We start from the raw sequence: 15,698 nt of genomic DNA, 5'->3' as shown, positions 1-15,698 counted from the left end.
TCAATGCGCCTTGCTCGGGTCAAAGGCGTCGCGAACGGCTTCGCCGATAAAAATAAGCAGTGACAGCACCACCGCCAACACGATGAAAACGGTGATGCCAAGCCACGGTGCCTGTAGGTTGTTTTTCCCTTCCAGCAATAAACCGCCGAGTGACGCCGAGCCCATCGGTAAACCGAACCCCAGAAAATCGAGCGAGGTCAGGGTGGTGATGGAACCACACAAAATAAACGGCAGGTAGGTGAGGGTAGCGACCATCGCGTTGGGCAGCATGCAGCGGAACATGATGGAACGATCGCTAACCCCCATGGCCTGTGCGGCGCGAATATAGTCGAAATTGCGGGTGCGCAGGAATTCCGCGCGTACCACGCCGACCAGCGCCATCCAGCCAAACAGTACCGTAATGCCTAGCAGCCACCAGAAATTTGGCTGAATCACGCTAGAGAGCAGGATAATCAGGAATAGCGTCGGCATACCGGACCAGACCTCGATAACGCGTTGTCCCCACAAATCGATACGCCCGCCGTAATACCCCTGGCAGGCACCTACCACTATGCCAATCAGGCTGGACAGCAGCGTCAACGCCAGCCCAAACAGAATGGAAATACGAAAGCCATACAGGATTTGCGCCAGCACATCACGCCCCTGGCTGTCCGTACCGAGCCAATTCTGGCACGAGGGCGGCGAGGGGAACGCATGCTGGGTAGCATAATTGATGGTGTCGTAATGATAGTGAATCGGTGGCCACACCACCCAACCGCCTTGTTCCAGTCGCTTTGCCAACCAAGGGTCGCGGTAATCGGCCGCTGTCGCCAGTTGGCCACCAAACGTGGTTTCACTGTAATCCACGATAAACGGCGTGTACCACTGTCCGTTGTAATGCACCAATAACGGCTTATCGTTAGCGATTAACTCCGAGCCGAGCGTCACCAGGAACAGCACCAGAAAAACCCATAACGACCAGTAACCACGGCGATTAGCGCGAAAACGCGCCCAGCGCGCCTGATTAATCGGGCTTAGACGACTCATTGGCGCTCCTCGAAGTCGATACGCGGGTCAACCAGCGTATAGGTCATGTCGCTGAGAATATTTAGCAACAGGCCGATGAGAGTAAAAATGTACAAGGTGCCGAACATCACCGGGTAATCGCGCTGCAAGGTGGCGTCGTACCCCAAAAGACCGAGGCCATTAAGGGAAAACATCACCTCGATCAACAGGGAACCGGTAAAGAACATGCTGATGAACGTGGCGGGAAAACCGGCTATGACCAGCAGCATGGCGTTGCGAAATACGTGACGGTAGAGGATCTGTTTCTCTTCCAGGCCTTTGGCGCGGGCGGTGATCACGTACTGTTTGCGGATTTCGTCCAGAAATGAGTTCTTGGTTAGCATGGTCAGCGTGGCGAAGCCGCCGATCACGGTCGCCAGCACCGGTAATGTAATGTGCCACAGGTAATCGATGACCTTGTCGAACGCGGAGAGGCTATCAAAATGCGGGGATACCAGTCCGCGTAGCGGGAACCAGTCCAGATAACTGCCACCCGCGAACACGACGATCAGCAAAATAGCGAACAGAAATGCGGGAATGGCGTAACCGATAATAATCAGCGTACTACTCCAGACGTCAAACGCCGAGCCATTACGCACCGCCTTGTTAATACCCAGAGGAATCGATACCAGATAGATAATCAGCGTGCTCCATAACCCAAGGGATATCGAAACCGGCATGCTCTCTTTAATCAATGCAATCACGGACGAACCGCGAAACAGACTGTTGCCGAAGTCAAAACGGACATAATCCCACAACAGCTTGAGGTAACGTTCATGCAGCGGTTTATCAAACCCGTAGCGTTTGGTGATTTCAGCGATCACTTCCGGGTCCAGACCACGGGCACCCCGATAGGTGTTTTCCACCGAGGGCTTGCCCCCCGGACCACGAGCCAGCCCACCGCCGTCGTTGCCACCCATGCTAAACCCCGTGCCCTGACCCATTTCAATGGACGCAATGGCCTGATCAACCGGGCCGCCCGGCGCGATTTGCACAATAAAAAAGTTGATGGTGATGATGGCCCACAGCGTGGGGATCACCAGCAGTAATCGGCGTAACAGGTAAGTTCCCATATCGGCTCCTTATCGACGCGCTGCTGGCAGGGTGGCGGCTTTACTGGCGTCATACCACCAACTGTCGATACCCAGCGAATAGGCCGGGCGGGTTGCCGGCATGGCGAATTTGTTCCAGTAGGCGAAACGGTCGTGGTTGGAATACCACATCGGGATAGCAAACTGGTTCCAGGTGAGTACCCGGTCCAACGCCGGACCCAATGACAGCAGTGCGGCTTTATCACCTTGATGACTGACAATGTTATCAATCAACTGATCGATAGCCGTATCTTGTACACCCGGCGAATTGTAGGAAGAGTTGATGTAGGCGGAGCTCCAACTGATCGCCAGATCGGAGCTGGGGTAGGGCATCGCCGGATACAGTTTCGGGATCATGTCGAAATCGCGCTTGCGAAACCGATTATTGAATTGCGGGCTGTCGACGCTGCGTACTTCCATGCGGATACCGAGCCGAGCCAGATTGTGTTGGAACGGCAACACATAGATAGCGTTTGAGGCACTTGGTAGCAGCAATTCGAAACGAAAAGGCTGGCCGGTGTTCTTATTGACCAGCACCTGATTTTTCAATTCCCAACCCGCTTGCTGCAACAGGTGTAATGCCTTGAGCAGACCGGCGCGATCATAGCCACTGCCATCGGATTCCTCCGGGCGGTATGCCGGGCCGAAAACCTCGGCGGGAAGACGGTCTTTCAGCGGTGTCAGCCAGGCCAGCTCAGCAGCGGATGGCATTCCCCGAGCGGCGTATTCGGTGTTCTGGAAAAAGCTGTAAGGGCGTTGGTAGCTACTAAAAAACAGTGCCTTGTTCATCCAGTTAAAGTCAAAAGCGAGTGCCAGCGCCTGACGTACCCGGCGATCGCTAAACTGTGGGCGCTGGATGTTAAACACCAGCCAGCGGGTATCTTGCGCCGCCTGATTAGTTTCATCTTTCTTCAGAATATAACCCCGTGCGAAGTTACCGCCTTCGTACTGGGTTGCCCAGTGCTTAGGTGAGCCTTCGATGCGTAGATCGAAGGCACCCGCTTTGAAGGCTTCCAGCGCGACGCTATCATCCAGGTAGTAGTCGTAACGCAACTGGTTAAAGTTGTAGCGACCCCGGTTGACCGGCAAGTCAGCAGCCCAGTAGTCGGTTACGCGTGAATAAATCACGTATTGCCCCATGCGGTAATCGGTGATGCGATAAGGACCACTGGCTAACGGCGGGGTGCTTAACGGGTCGCTGAGTTTGTGATCGCGCCAGAATTTTTCCGGCATAACCGGTAGCGTTAGCATCCCCAGCATTTTCTCTTTGTCAGGCTCGGCGAAGGTAAAACGCACCCGGTGTGGGTTAATCACACTGGCTTCGGTGCCTTTGTAATAAAGACGAAACTGCGGTACACCCTGCGTCATAAACATGGTGAAGGTGAACGTCACATCAGACGCGGTAATCGGCGAGCCATCGTGGAAACGGGCGGCCGGGTTCATGTCTATTTCTATCCAGCTGTAGTCGCTGGCATAGCGGGCGTTAAGCGCAATCAGCGGGTAATAACTGCCCGGCTCGTCTTCCGAACTGACGTAGAGCGAATCGTAAAGGCTTTCCGTGCGAGCCGCAGCCAGGCCACGCAACGCAAAACGGTTAAAGTTATCGAAGGTGCCCAGCGCGCTGTACGTTACGTCGCCGCCTTTGGGGGCCGTCGGGTTGGTATAGTCGTAGTGGGTGAACCCCTGTGGGTATTTAGGCTCACCCAGGGTGGCGAACGCGTAGGTCTGCAATGTCGTGGGTGCGGCATAGGCCAGCCAGGTGCAGGCGGACAGTAAGGCGACGATAATCGCACGTGTAAACATCGAAAGGGCTGACTCCTGATAACCTCATGTTTCTCCGTATGAAAGTAGACCGAACGGAGAAAAAGCCTGAAATTCCTGGCAATCGCGATGCCGGACGCTATGGCGTTCTGTTTTACCACGAAATAACACGTCGAACCTACTGTTAATCAACCCGGATGATGATCGGGAGGCAACAGACAGGTAATAAAAAAACGCCGCTGTTTGGCAGGCGGCGTTTTCTGGTTGTCTGGACGACATCAAAGGAAAAATAAATCAGCTGTGCGGCGCTTGTGCCAGCACCCGGCGAGCTTCACGGTAGCGAGGCTTCCAGTAGTTGTCATCCATGCTGGAAATAGTCACACCAATACTGGTGGAGGCATGAACGAATTGCTGGTTACCAAGGTAGATACCCATGTGACGGCCGGTTGAACCCGCATGAAATACAACCAAATCACCGGGACGCAGCTTACTGCGCTGAATTTGAACACCGATGTCTTGTTGCTCATAGCTGGAGCGCGGCAAGTCTATACCAAACTGTTCGCGGAAAGTGCGCTGAACGAAACTGGAGCAATCGATGCCTTTACGGCTGTCGCCCCCGAGACGATAGCGTACGCCTTTCCAACTGGCGTATTGTTCAAGCAACTTGGATTTGACTTCCACGTTGCGAACCATCGCTTCGAATTCATCCTGAGAGGCTTGTAGTGAAGGGTCACCACCGTTAACCACACGCCTATCAGTCTGATTATTAACATTTGCATTGTTGCTGGTACAGGCAGAAAGCGCTATCGCTACTGCCACGGCAGGTAACACCCGCCAGATATATCTCAGAGTCGGTTGAGATTTGACCATTGTTGTTATGTTCCCTTGATGTCCTTAACGATTAAATCGCTATGCTGTGTTTATAAACACTGTTATCTATGCCAAACAAAACGAGTGTCAGACTAAAGCACTACTTTTCATGGGACAATTATTCGTCTGTTAATTTGTGCAACACCGCACACTATTATTGGTGTTGCAACATCTATTTAACTGGCCGGATGTCTGCCCATGAATCCTGGACCTCGACGACCATACCTTAACGAAAAACAGATTGCGAGTTTTTTTGTCTTTTTTGTTTATATGATTTCGTGATGAAATATCCCACGTCAGCCCGATAAAACACTGCGATAGGCGTACAGAACGAGAAATAAAAGAGAGTATGGCGTTCTGACAGATATCCCTACTGCCGTTTCATGTCGGCCGTTTAACGTTGGCACGACGCGCTACCGGTTGTGCTTACCTCTCGCGGCAATCTAACAGCTGTTTTTGCAGCGTGTTCCATTCCGCTTCTGAGTCATTAATGATTTCGATACGGCTGTCTGGCGGTGACGCTGGCTGTGTTTCAATGCGCAGGTCGAATCCCTGACGATTGACCACCAACGTACCTTCCGCAATATGTATCACACCTTTAATACGGCTTACCGGTGCCAACCGTACCCAGTCGAGCAGACGAGCGGTGTTGAATTGAGTCTCGCCATCAAAAATCCAGCCGCAGGCGTAATACCCCTGACCCTGATTCAGCGCACGACGCCAGCGTTCATGACCCGTCAGTTTAAGTGCCGCCAGCCCGGTTTTCGCCGGTGCATCGTGATGGTGGTGGCGGGCATCCGGCAGTGCGGTGTGATTGTCCCGCGGTAGATCCAATACGGCGGTATCGACCTGACCCTGAGACGCTGTTAGCAGTCGACGCCCCTGGCCCTGCTGTTGATGCCAATGTTGTAGCGCATCGCGGTCGCTCTGTTGCCAGGTGTCTTCTTTATTAGCGATGATGACATCCGCAGCGGCAAGCTGATCGCGAAAGTTTTCATTGTCGGTATAACGGCTGTCGCCGAGCTGGCGTGGATCCAGTAAACACAAGGTGGCCTGTAGCTGGAGCCATGACTGGTAGGCTTCAGAGGTCAGCAGTGTCAGAATTTGCTTCGGGTGACCCAGGCCGGTTGGTTCAATCAGTAACCGATGTGGTTTTTTCTGCAACAGCATGTTGAGCCCGACTTGCATCGGCAGGCCGTTGACACAGCACATGCAACCGCCAGGGATCTCTTTGAGCAGTGCGCCAGTGTTGCTTAACAGCGCGCCGTCGATACCGATTTCACCAAACTCATTAACCAGCACCGCCCAGGTTTCGCCTTCGGGTTTATGAGAGAGCAGGTGCCTGATGGTGGTGGTTTTGCCGCTACCGAGGAAGCCGGTAATCAGGTTTACTTTCGTCAACACAGGAGTCTCCTTGCGTGTGCGGGAAGCGTCTGACATCGCCTGCCAGACGCGGGGAAGGGGCTTGGTTTGGCTAACTCATTCAGTCCGCACGACCCATATAGCGGCGCTCAGGGATGTGAATACGGATTTTTTCACCTGCACTCAGGTATTCCGGCACCTGAATCACCAGACCAGTAGTCAGTGTGGCCGGTTTGTTGCGGGCGCTGGCTGAAGCCCCTTTGATGCCCGGTGCGGTTTCGACAATTTCCAGATCGACAGTCTGCGGCAGTTCCAGCGCCAGCAACTGACCCTCCATCGTCAATACCTGAATACCCGGCATGCCGCCTTCCGGGATAAACAGCAGTTCGTCTTCGATCTGCTCTTTTTTGAAGGTATACGGGGTGTAATCTTCCTCGTCCATAAAGATGTATTCGTCGCCATCAATATAAGAGAAGGTGACAGAGCGACGGGTCAGGGTGATGGTGTCCAGAATGTCATCACCTTTGAAGCGCTCTTCTACTTTCAGTCCGGTGCGAACGTCAGCGAAACGCATTTTGTACAGTGTGCTGGCACCACGGGCGCTGGGGCTTTGGATATCAATGTCTTTTACCAGCAGCAGTTTACCGTTGTAGTTAACGGCCATGCCGCGTTTGATCTCATTCGCTCTTGCCATGAAATGTACCTTAAATAAAGAAGAGAAATTTTTGTGGCGACACGTTACTCGTCAGGATGGGTTCAGGCAAGAGGGATTTGTGGCTGTCTGGCACCAGACAAATTACCTGAGGGATAAACACAGCAGAAATGAAAACGATGCTAAACCGGCCGCGAATGGCACGGATAGCACGAATAGAGGCACGAATAGAGAGAATAACGATAATAGAGAGTAGTAGCCTTGCGGCCGCCAGCCTGTTAGGCTCTGCGGCCAGCAATAGCGAGGGGAATCCCCGGAGGTCACTGATGGAATGTCGTTCTGATTGTGGAGCCTGCTGTACCGCACCGTCTATCTCCAGCCCGATCCCCGGCATGCCGCAGGGAAAACCCGCCAATACGCCCTGTATTCATCTTGATGAGCGTATGCGTTGCGGCCTGTTCTTTTCGCCCTTACGTCCGGCGGTGTGTCGTGGGTTGCAACCCAGTTGTGACATGTGCCGCAACAGTCGTGATGAGGCGATGCAGTACCTTATCGAGCTGGAAGACGCCACCGCGCCCTGAGTGCACCAAACGCCTGTGCATCCATCCTCTATATACTAAACAGCGCTGCCTCAAACGTCGCGGATGCGCCACATGCAGACGGCAGCGCCAGCCAGCATCGCGATAGCGATGACAAAACCAGCATGATAACTCCAGACTTCGGCCACCATCCCAGCCAGTGAGCCGGAAATGATCCAGCCAACCCGGGTGGTATTGGTAAATAGCGTTGTGGCGGCACCGGCCTGACCTGGCATCAGATCCTGAAAATACAGCATGCCCATTCCGGCCAGAATACCGATGAAAATCGCATTCAGCAGTTGCAGCGCCAGCAATGCCCAGCCACTGTTCAGCAACGTCAGGCCGGTATAGAAAACCAACCCGGCTATCACCGCTAAACGCATCAGCAGGCGTTTTCCCAATCGACTGGCCAGATACCCTGCCAGCAGCATCACCGGAATTTCCAGCCCGGCGGCGGTCCCCATCATCACCCCGGCCAGTTTCTCCGGTAACTGTAATTCATGCACCAGATATAACGGCATATTGATCAGATAAATACCGTTGCAGGTCCACATCAGGGTACAGGCACTAAACAGTAAGAGCGTATCGCGCCGGTTTTGCCGCGGCGATTCCAGCGTAGCGGCGGATTTAACCCGGGTCTTCGGCATAGAGGGCAGTAACAGCCATACCAACACCCCACATAAGACGAACACCGCTGCTGCCGTCAGGTACATTACCGGGAACCCGAATCCCAACACTAACGCGAAAGCAACCGGCGGCCCGATGACCCATGACAGCGAAATCTGCGCTCGCATCACGGAGCTGAACATGGCCGCGCCCCGGCCGGTGCGATCAGCGTGTTCCCTTGCCAGCGCAAACAGCTGTGGGTTGGCGGTGGAACCAAAGCTCGACAGCAATACGCCGATGAACAGTAAAACAAAGTAGTTGCGGTTCCAGGCATACAGCAGGCAGGAAAGCGCACCCAGCAGGCAACATTGCAGGATCAGCGTTTTGCGGTCGCCCTGGCGATCGGAATAGGTTGCTAAAACCTGGCTGACGACGATGCCGATCACCGCGCTGCCGGTATAAAACAGCCCCACCATGACGGGGCGAACCTGGACTTCTGTTGACAAAAACAGGCTCAGTGTGGGGAGTTGCAGCGCACCGGCAATCCCGGTCAGGAAGGCAATCATCAGGAATGCCGAGGATGTCAGGTCGGGCAGACGCCGGGCTACACGGGTGGAAGAAAATGTCATGCTGAATTCAGGTCAAAAAAAGAACAGAAAGAAAACTGAACGCGCTATCTTACGCTGATAGGGTAGAAACGAAAGCCCGTTTCAACTTTTTTTCTTCAGCACCTATTCAGCACAAGTGTGACAACCTGTTAATGCGCACTGAATTTTCGAGTGAAAATGTGCGTGACCTCTAAGATCTGTTATTTCATCCATGCAGAATGCTTGCATCGCCATAATGAAAAACGCAGAATTTTTGAAACGTTTCAGCGAGGTTTTGCTGAAATTACCCTGAGCGAGTCAGCAAATTATTTCTCATAAAAGCTGAAACGATTCAAGTTCAGCAAGAGAGGAGCATTATGTTTCAGTTGTCACAGCACGACATTCATTTAGGTGCTTCCGCCGGTACGAAAGAGGAGGCCATCCGTCAGGTGGCCGCCGCTCTGACCGAAGCGGGTTGCGTGAGCGAGGGCTATGTCGCGGGGATGCTGCAGCGTGAGCAGCAGACATCGACCTATCTTGGCAGTGGTATCGCCATCCCGCATGGCACGACCGATACGCGAGATCTGGTGAAGAAAACCGGTGTTCAGGTATTCCAGTTCCCGCAGGGCATTGCGTGGGGGGAAGACCAGACCGCCTATGTGGTGCTGGGCATCGCTGCCCGTTCTGACGAACACCTGGCGCTGTTACGTCAACTGACCCATGTGCTGAGCGATGACCGCGTTGCGGCCCGTTTGGCCAGTACCACCTCCGCTGACGAACTGCGTGGGTTGCTGATGGGTGAACAACTGGCGGGTGCGTTCCGCTTTGATACGTCGCTGATTAACCTGAATGTGGCGACGGATAACCTGATGACCTTGCAGGCGCTGAACGCTGGTCGTTTGCAGCAGATTGGCGCAGTTGACGCTAGTTTCGTCAGCCATGTTGTCGCCACTAAACCGACCCATCTGGGGCAGGGTATTTGGCTGAGCGATAGTCTGAACGGCAACCTGGTGAGCGCGCTGGCGGTAAGCCGCCCAGCCCAGCCATTCGCACTAGACGGTGAAACCGTTGCGCTGTTGCTGACCGTGTCGGCTGCCGACGAGCAAGTATTTGCATCGCTGGATTATCTCAGCAATTTGTTGATTGCTGGTAAAGCTGACAGCCTGCTGTCTGCTGACGAAGCCACGTTGTTGGCGTTGTTGACCAGTGATGAGGCAACCGAAGGTGAAGCCGAGAGCGACGCACTGGAAGCCGAATTTACTGTACGCAATGAGCATGGCCTGCATGCCCGTCCCGGCGCGATGCTGGTCAACGTGATTAAACAGTTCTCCAGCGAGATAACGGTGACGAATCTTGACGGCACCGGTAAACCCGCCAACGGCCGCAGTCTGATGAAAGTGGTGGCGCTGGGGGTTAAAAGCGGCCACCGTCTGCGCTTTACCGCCCGTGGCGAAGATGCTGAAGCGGCGCTGAAAGCGATTGGCGAGGCCATTCAGTCTGGTCTTGGGGAGGGCGCAGCATGAGCAGACGCGTTGCCACCATTACCCTGAATCCCGCCTATGATTTAGTAGGGTATTGCCCGGAAATTGAACGGGGTGAGGTGAATCTGGTCCAGACTACGGGGCTGCATGCCGCAGGTAAAGGCATCAACGTTGCTAAGGTACTCAAAGACCTCGGCATTGATGTCACCGTCGGTGGGTTCCTGGGCAAAGATAATCAGGACGGCTTTCAACAGTTGTTCAGCGAGTTGGGCATCGCCAACCGTTTCCAGGTGGTGTCGGGGCGTACCCGTATTAATGTCAAACTCACCGAGCAGAATGGCGATGTGACCGACCTGAATTTCTCCGGTTTTGAAGTGACCCAGCAAGACTGGCAGCGTTTCGTGAACGATTCGCTGAGCTGGTTGGGGCAGTTTGACATGGTAGCTGTCAGTGGCAGCCTGCCGAGTGGTGTTGACCCGGATGCGTTTACCGACTGGATGTCGCGTCTGCGTAGCCAGTGTCCGTGCATTATTTTCGACAGCAGCCGCGAAGCGCTGGTAGCAGGCCTGAAAGCCTCGCCGTGGTTGGTGAAACCTAACCGCCGTGAGCTGGAAATTTGGGCCGGGCGTAAATTACCTACGCTGGCGGATGTGGTAGATGCAGCGCATGCGTTGCGTGAACAGGGTATTGCTCATGTCGTGATTTCGCTGGGAGCGGAAGGCGCGCTGTGGGTCAATGCGTCCGGTGCCTGGCGTGCAATGCCGCCAGCCTGTGAAGTGATCAGTACGGTAGGTGCGGGTGACTCCATGGTGGGGGGATTGATTTATGGCTTATTGATGCGTGAGTCCAGTGAACATACGTTGCGTTTGGCCACTGCGGTAGCAGCACTGGCCGTTAGCCAGAGTAACGTTGGCATTAGCGATCGTCCGCAGCTGGCTGCGATGATGGCGCGTGTTGATCTACAACCCTTTAATTGACAGCAGGAGATAAACAATGAAAACGCTGCTGATACTCGATAAATCACTGGGACTGGCGAAAAGCCGTCTGGTGAAGAATTTGCTCGGTGCTGCCGCAGCTAACGCAGGACTTACCCTCACTGAGCAACTTGCTGATGCGGAGCTGGCGATCGTGCTGGGTGCTTCCGTACAGGCAGACAGTGGATTGAATGGCAAGAACGTGTTTGCCGGGGATGTGGAGTTGGCGTTGAGTCAGCCTGCTCAGTTCCTGGAAAAAGCGAAAGCTGAGGCGAAGCCGTATCAGGCTCCGGCAACGGCAGCTCCAGCGGCTGCGCCGACTACGGCCAAGCGTATTGTGGCGGTGACAGCCTGCCCGACCGGGGTGGCTCACACCTTCATGGCGGCTGAAGCAATTGAAAGTGAAGCGAAAAAACGTGGCTGGTGGGTGAAAGTGGAAACCCGCGGCTCCGTAGGTGCAGGTAACCCGATTAGCCAGGAAGAAGTCGAACAGGCGGATTTGGTTATCGTGGCGGCGGACATTGAAGTTGACCTCAGTAAGTTCGCCGGTAAAAAAATGTATCGCACCTCGACAGGTCTGGCGTTGAAGAAGACGGCGCAAGAGTTTGATAAAGCGCTGTCTGAAGCGGTGGTCTTCCAGCCCTCTGCCCAAAGTGGCGCGGCGGCTGACTCGGCTAAAAAAGGCGGCACAGGTCCGTATCGTCACTTGCTGACCGGCGTGTCGTACATGTTGCCGATGGTGGTGGCAGGTGGTCTGTGTATTGCCTTGTCGTTCGTATTCGGGATTACCGCGTTCAAGGAAGAAGGGACGCTGGCCGCGGCGCTGATGAAGATCGGTGGCGGTTCTGCGTTTGCACTGATGGTGCCGGTATTGGCGGGTTACATTGCGTTCTCCATTGCTGACCGTCCGGGTCTGACTCCGGGTCTGGTTGGCGGTATGCTGGCTGTCAGCACCGGCGCGGGTTTCCTTGGCGGTATCATCGCCGGGTTCCTGGCAGGTTATCTGGCGCGTGCCATCAGCAACCATGTGACGTTGCCGCAGAGTATGTCGGCGCTAAAACCGATTCTGATTATTCCGCTCTTCGCGACGCTGATAACCGGTCTTATCATGATTTACGTGGTCGGTACCCCGGTTGCGAAAATCCTGACTGGCCTGACGGGCTGGCTGCAATCCATGGGTACGGCGAATGCGGTCATTCTGGGTGCCATTCTGGGCGGCATGATGTGTACCGATATGGGTGGCCCGGTAAACAAAGTGGCGTATGTGTTTGGTACCACGCTGCTCAGTAGCCAGGTGTATGCGCCAATGGCTGCCGTTATGGCTGCTGGTATGGTGCCGCCGCTGGCGATGGGACTGGCGACTTTCATTGCTGCTAAGAAATTCACGGCCAACGAACGTGAAGGTGGTAAAGCGGCGGTGGTGCTGGGACTGTGCTTCATCTCCGAAGGGGCCATTCCTTATGCTGCCCGTGACCCGATGCGTGTACTGCCGTGCTGTATTCTGGGTGGTGCGTTGACAGGTGCCATTTCTATGGCGATTGGCGCTAAGCTGATGGCTCCGCACGGTGGTCTGTTCGTCCTGCTGATTCCAGGTGCGATCACACCGGTACTGGGCTACCTGCTTTCCATCGTGGCAGGTACGGTTGTGGCTGGCGTGCTGTACGCTGTGCTGAAACGTCCGGAAGAGCAACTGGCTAAAGCCTGACACGTAATGATAATGCAGTGATAAAAACGCCGGTGCGATGTACCGGCGTTTTTTTACGTTTTTTCCGCGAGTTTAGTTTTTCCCGTGAGATAGTGCACTCAACAGCGGTATGATTTCGTCATGCTAGGGTCGCTGAGAAGGAGAATGCCATGCCGCGTCATCATGCCAGCCGGGGGATTTTGGTGCTGGAGTCGCCTTGGGAACTGGATGCGCTTGATGCCAACCGCTCATCCGTCGTGCCGTTCATTGAAGGTATTGCCAAGGTCGCCGGTGACACCGAGGTGTATTGCGCCAATTTCTACGACAAGACCAGTTTTCGCACCGCGTTACAGTGTTTGTGCAAGATCTCATTCAAAAACATCATTATTTATGTCGCCGCGCACGGTCAGGGGAAAAGAGTAGGGGGCACGCACATTCGGGATGTACTGCTACCTATCGGCGAATTGTCGCATCAGTTCAATATTACCGGATTGCTGCTCGGTGCCTGTTTTGTGGGGGCACATACCGAGTTAATCGAAACCTTTACTCGCGGCAACCAGTTACGCTGGTGTGCCGGGTATGCCTGTGAAACCGAATGGCTCACTGGTACTTTGATCGACTGCGCTATCATCAATCAGATGCTGTCGGTAAAGAAGAACGCCTTCTCTTATCGCGATACGATTATTGATAATCTGGCGCTGGCGATTTCGCCCTTTCACGATAAATACGCTATCGGGCGTGATGAGCAGGGAAAAGCAATGCAACTGCGTGATGCATTTCAGTGCGTTGTGCAGCCTGACGGGCAGGGGCATAAACCACGCACGGTATCAAACCGAATATTCGAGCGGGCAGCGCAATTACGGCGGGAGGAAACGGCCTGATTACGCCGTGTAGCGGCCAGTATCTGGCCGCGATTTCTGTGTCAGCAAACGATGTTGACTGGCGATTGTTGTGATTTGAGCCAGGCGATTTCCTGCGCCCAGATATCTGGATTGATGGTTTCCAGAATCAGTGGAATGCCGTCAAAGCGCGAGTCGCGCATAATATAGCTGAACACGGTTTTGCCGATGTTGCCTTCACCCAGACTGTGGTGACGGTCCACCCGGCTATTAAACTCGCTTTTGGCGTCATTCAGGTGCATGCCGCGCAAATAGCGGAAACCGACGATTCGCTCCAGTTCAGCAAAGGTCCGCTCACAGTCGGCCTCGGTGCGCAGGTCATAACCGCCTGCGAACGCATGGCAGGTATCGATACAGACGCCGACCCGACTTTTGTCTTCCACCTGACTGATGATTTCTGCCAGATGCTCAAACCGAAATCCCAGGTTGCTACCCTGACCGGCGGTGTTTTCTATCACTGCGGTGACGCCGCTGGTTGCTTCCAGCGCCAGATTGATGGACTGGGCGATGCGGCGCAGGCAGGTGCTTTCGTCTATCTGACGCAGGTGGCTACCGGGATGAAAATTCAGTAATGTCAGCCCCAGTTGCTGGCAACGCGTCATTTCGTCGATAAATGCCGCCTGCGATTTGCCTAAAGCCTCGTCATCCGGATGACCCAGATTGATCAGATAGCTGTCGTGCGGCAGTATCTGCGCCGGGGTAAATTGATACCGGGCACAGGCAGCCTGAAAACGGTCAATCACCTCTGCCGTTAATGGCGCAGCCTGCCACTGGCGCTGGTTTTTGGTAAACAGCGCGAACGCGGTGGCACCGATGTCGTGGGCGCGGGCAACCGCCTGATCCACACCGCCAGATGCGCTGACGTGGGCTCCGACATATTTCATGGTTTTCTCCTTTTTATGCCCGCGCATTATGACATTACCGCGTCACGGTCTGTAGTCCTGTTTCACCCAGACGTTATTTCATCCTGATGGGTTCATTCAGGCAAAAAGATGCTGTATCGCCAGATTGATAGCCGCACCGCCTGCCACCAGCCAGATGAACAGCACTGCCGCCAGCAGTAAGGGTTTGACCCCCGCCTGTCGCAGCGTGCTCAGGCGGGTGGCTATCCCCAGTGCGACCATCGCCATGGTCAACAGCACGTTATCCAGTTGCGTGATCAGGGCGACCCAACGAGCGGGCAGCCAGTTCAGCGAATTAAAGCCACACATCAATACGAAGCCCAACGCAAACCACGGATAACCGGCGGTAGCGGATGTCGCAGTCTGGTGGGCAGGCTGACGTTGCTTGACCCACAAGCCAAGCAGGAACAGGAACGGTGCCAGCATCATGACGCGTAACATTTTACCGATGACCGCCGTATTCTCCGTCTCCGGGCTGATAGCGTGACCCGCGGCGACCACTTGCGCCACTTCATGCACGGTGGAACCGAGGTAGAGTCCGAAAGTCTGCGGGGTAAATAACCAGCCGCTATACTGGATAAAATGTTGGTACATCCATGGGTAAAGAAACATGGCGGTGGTACCGAACAGGACGACGGTGGATACCGCAACCGCGACTTTATCGGCGGTACTTTTCAGTACCGGGGCGGTGGCCAGTACCGCTGCGGCGCCGCAAATGCTGCTGCCTGCGCCAATCAGCAAAGCGGTATGTCCGTCCAGTTGAAACCAGCGCCGCCCCAGCCAATAGGCGAGCAACAAGGTAGAGGTCAGCGTCAGCACATCGATAACCAGACCGGCGCTACCGACGGCGGTGAGTTGCTGGAAGCTCAGTCGGAAGCCGTACAGGATGATGCCCCAGCGCAGCAGGTAATGCCGAGACCACTGGACGCCGGCATCACACCAGGGTTGCAGGTGAGAATAAGCCGTATTGCCCAGTATCATGCCAACCAGTATCGCCAACGTCAGGGAACCGAACCCCAATCCGGCAATGGCTGGCAGGCCGGATAACCATAAGATGCCACGGGTCAGCAGGCCAATCAGGATGATGCCAGTCAACAGATGGCCCACCGAGGATAAAGGGGAAAGTCGTTGTACCCTGGAAGAAAATAAAAACATAGCCATACCCGCTATCAATGTAAGGTTGAGGGCACAGCCTATGATCAGCGCG

14 protein-coding genes are annotated in these 15,698 nt (G+C 54.6%); 5 read left to right on the top strand and 9 right to left on the bottom strand.

Going from position 1 to position 15,698, the window contains the following annotated elements:
- The 6 genes from FGI04_RS09905 to yeiP all read right to left on the bottom strand — a co-directional run bounded on the left by FGI04_RS09905 (position 1) and on the right by yeiP (position 6,822).
- A complete protein-coding gene (locus FGI04_RS09905) occupies positions 1 to 1,026 on the bottom strand; it encodes an ABC transporter permease (protein ID WP_407336653.1) in 1,026 nt (341 codons plus the stop codon).
- A complete protein-coding gene (locus tag FGI04_RS09900; RefSeq protein WP_012885037.1) occupies positions 1,023 to 2,117 on the bottom strand; it encodes a microcin C ABC transporter permease YejB in 1,095 nt (364 codons plus the stop codon). The genes FGI04_RS09905 and FGI04_RS09900 overlap by 4 nt, the downstream gene beginning before the upstream one ends.
- A 9-nt stretch (positions 2,118 to 2,126) precedes the next feature.
- Positions 2,127 to 3,938 carry an extracellular solute-binding protein gene (locus FGI04_RS09895; protein ID WP_407336652.1) on the bottom strand — a complete coding sequence of 604 codons (1,812 nt, stop codon included), beginning with the start codon at positions 3,936 to 3,938 and terminating at the stop codon, positions 2,127 to 2,129.
- Between the two features lie 252 nt (positions 3,939 to 4,190).
- A complete protein-coding gene (gene mepS, locus FGI04_RS09890) occupies positions 4,191 to 4,766 on the bottom strand; it encodes a bifunctional murein DD-endopeptidase/murein LD-carboxypeptidase (RefSeq protein WP_342700590.1) in 576 nt (191 codons plus the stop codon).
- Positions 4,767 to 5,192: 426 nt separating this feature from the next.
- A complete protein-coding gene (locus FGI04_RS09885; RefSeq protein WP_407273565.1) occupies positions 5,193 to 6,170 on the bottom strand; it encodes a CobW family GTP-binding protein in 978 nt (325 codons plus the stop codon).
- 79 nt (positions 6,171 to 6,249) lie between these two features.
- On the bottom strand, positions 6,250 to 6,822 hold the full coding sequence (gene yeiP / locus FGI04_RS09880; protein ID WP_016942532.1) for an elongation factor P-like protein YeiP: 573 nt from the start codon (positions 6,820 to 6,822) through the stop codon (positions 6,250 to 6,252).
- A 284-nt stretch (positions 6,823 to 7,106) separates the two neighbouring features.
- Here yeiP and FGI04_RS09875 point away from each other — a divergent pair, with 284 nt between their 5' ends.
- Positions 7,107 to 7,361 (top strand): YkgJ family cysteine cluster protein, encoded by a 255-nt coding sequence (locus tag FGI04_RS09875; RefSeq protein ID WP_153508731.1) that lies wholly within the window; start codon positions 7,107 to 7,109, stop codon positions 7,359 to 7,361.
- A gap of 50 nt (positions 7,362 to 7,411) precedes the next feature.
- On the opposite strand, the gene FGI04_RS09870 is transcribed toward FGI04_RS09875, so the two are convergent.
- Entirely contained in the window at positions 7,412 to 8,593 is a 1,182-nt protein-coding gene (locus FGI04_RS09870) for a sugar efflux transporter (protein ID WP_407336651.1), read from the bottom strand.
- A 335-nt stretch (positions 8,594 to 8,928) separates the two neighbouring features.
- Here FGI04_RS09870 and fruB point away from each other — a divergent pair, with 335 nt between their 5' ends.
- From fruB to FGI04_RS09850, 4 genes are all read left to right on the top strand, one after another.
- Positions 8,929 to 10,074 (top strand): fused PTS fructose transporter subunit IIA/HPr protein, encoded by a 1,146-nt coding sequence (gene fruB / locus FGI04_RS09865; protein WP_342700593.1) that lies wholly within the window; start codon positions 8,929 to 8,931, stop codon positions 10,072 to 10,074.
- Positions 10,071 to 11,009, top strand: a complete 939-nt coding sequence (fruK, locus tag FGI04_RS09860) for a 1-phosphofructokinase (protein WP_016942527.1) — start codon at positions 10,071 to 10,073, stop codon at positions 11,007 to 11,009. Before fruB ends, fruK begins: the two co-directional genes overlap by 4 nt.
- Before the next feature lie 16 nt (positions 11,010 to 11,025).
- Entirely contained in the window at positions 11,026 to 12,711 is a 1,686-nt protein-coding gene (gene fruA / locus FGI04_RS09855) for a PTS fructose transporter subunit IIBC (protein WP_342700595.1), read from the top strand.
- Positions 12,712 to 12,860: 149 nt separating this feature from the next.
- Positions 12,861 to 13,571, top strand: coding sequence for a hypothetical protein (locus FGI04_RS09850; protein WP_342700596.1), 711 nt, complete (start codon positions 12,861 to 12,863; stop codon positions 13,569 to 13,571).
- A gap of 41 nt (positions 13,572 to 13,612) precedes the next feature.
- On the opposite strand, the gene nfo is transcribed toward FGI04_RS09850, so the two are convergent.
- Together nfo and FGI04_RS09840 are read right to left on the bottom strand one after the other, a co-directional pair.
- Positions 13,613 to 14,473 (bottom strand): deoxyribonuclease IV, encoded by an 861-nt coding sequence (gene nfo / locus FGI04_RS09845; protein WP_342700597.1) that lies wholly within the window; start codon positions 14,471 to 14,473, stop codon positions 13,613 to 13,615.
- Between the two features lie 96 nt (positions 14,474 to 14,569).
- Complete coding sequence (locus tag FGI04_RS09840; protein WP_407273562.1) at positions 14,570 to 15,652, bottom strand: YeiH family protein; 1,083 nt, start codon at positions 15,650 to 15,652, stop codon at positions 14,570 to 14,572.
- Positions 15,653 to 15,698: the final 46 nt, after the last annotated feature.

The organism is Dickeya ananatis (assembly GCF_019464615.1).
In the GTDB taxonomy this organism is placed as follows: domain Bacteria; phylum Pseudomonadota; class Gammaproteobacteria; order Enterobacterales; family Enterobacteriaceae; genus Dickeya; species Dickeya oryzae.
This window is presented reverse-complemented; position numbering and strand designations above follow the sequence as displayed.

Excerpts from the sequence above, each read along its gene's own strand:
- FGI04_RS09905 (WP_407336653.1), bottom strand. The coding sequence starts at position 1,026 with ATGAGTCGTCTAAGCCCGATTAATCAGGCGCGCTGGGCGCGTTTTCGC.
- FGI04_RS09900 (WP_012885037.1), bottom strand. The coding sequence starts at position 2,117 with ATGGGAACTTACCTGTTACGCCGATTACTGCTGGTGATCCCCACGCTG.
- FGI04_RS09895 (WP_407336652.1), bottom strand. The coding sequence starts at position 3,938 with ATGTTTACACGTGCGATTATCGTCGCCTTACTGTCCGCCTGCACCTGG.
- mepS (WP_342700590.1), bottom strand. The coding sequence starts at position 4,766 with ATGGTCAAATCTCAACCGACTCTGAGATATATCTGGCGGGTGTTACCT.
- yeiP (WP_016942532.1), bottom strand. The coding sequence starts at position 6,822 with ATGGCAAGAGCGAATGAGATCAAACGCGGCATGGCCGTTAACTACAAC.
- FGI04_RS09875 (WP_153508731.1), top strand. The coding sequence starts at position 7,107 with ATGGAATGTCGTTCTGATTGTGGAGCCTGCTGTACCGCACCGTCTATC.
- FGI04_RS09870 (WP_407336651.1), bottom strand. The coding sequence starts at position 8,593 with ATGACATTTTCTTCCACCCGTGTAGCCCGGCGTCTGCCCGACCTGACA.
- fruB (WP_342700593.1), top strand. The coding sequence starts at position 8,929 with ATGTTTCAGTTGTCACAGCACGACATTCATTTAGGTGCTTCCGCCGGT.
- fruK (WP_016942527.1), top strand. The coding sequence starts at position 10,071 with ATGAGCAGACGCGTTGCCACCATTACCCTGAATCCCGCCTATGATTTA.
- fruA (WP_342700595.1), top strand. The coding sequence starts at position 11,026 with ATGAAAACGCTGCTGATACTCGATAAATCACTGGGACTGGCGAAAAGC.
- FGI04_RS09850 (WP_342700596.1), top strand. The coding sequence starts at position 12,861 with ATGCCGCGTCATCATGCCAGCCGGGGGATTTTGGTGCTGGAGTCGCCT.
- nfo (WP_342700597.1), bottom strand. The coding sequence starts at position 14,473 with ATGAAATATGTCGGAGCCCACGTCAGCGCATCTGGCGGTGTGGATCAG.
- FGI04_RS09840 (WP_407273562.1), bottom strand. The coding sequence starts at position 15,652 with ATGGCTATGTTTTTATTTTCTTCCAGGGTACAACGACTTTCCCCTTTA.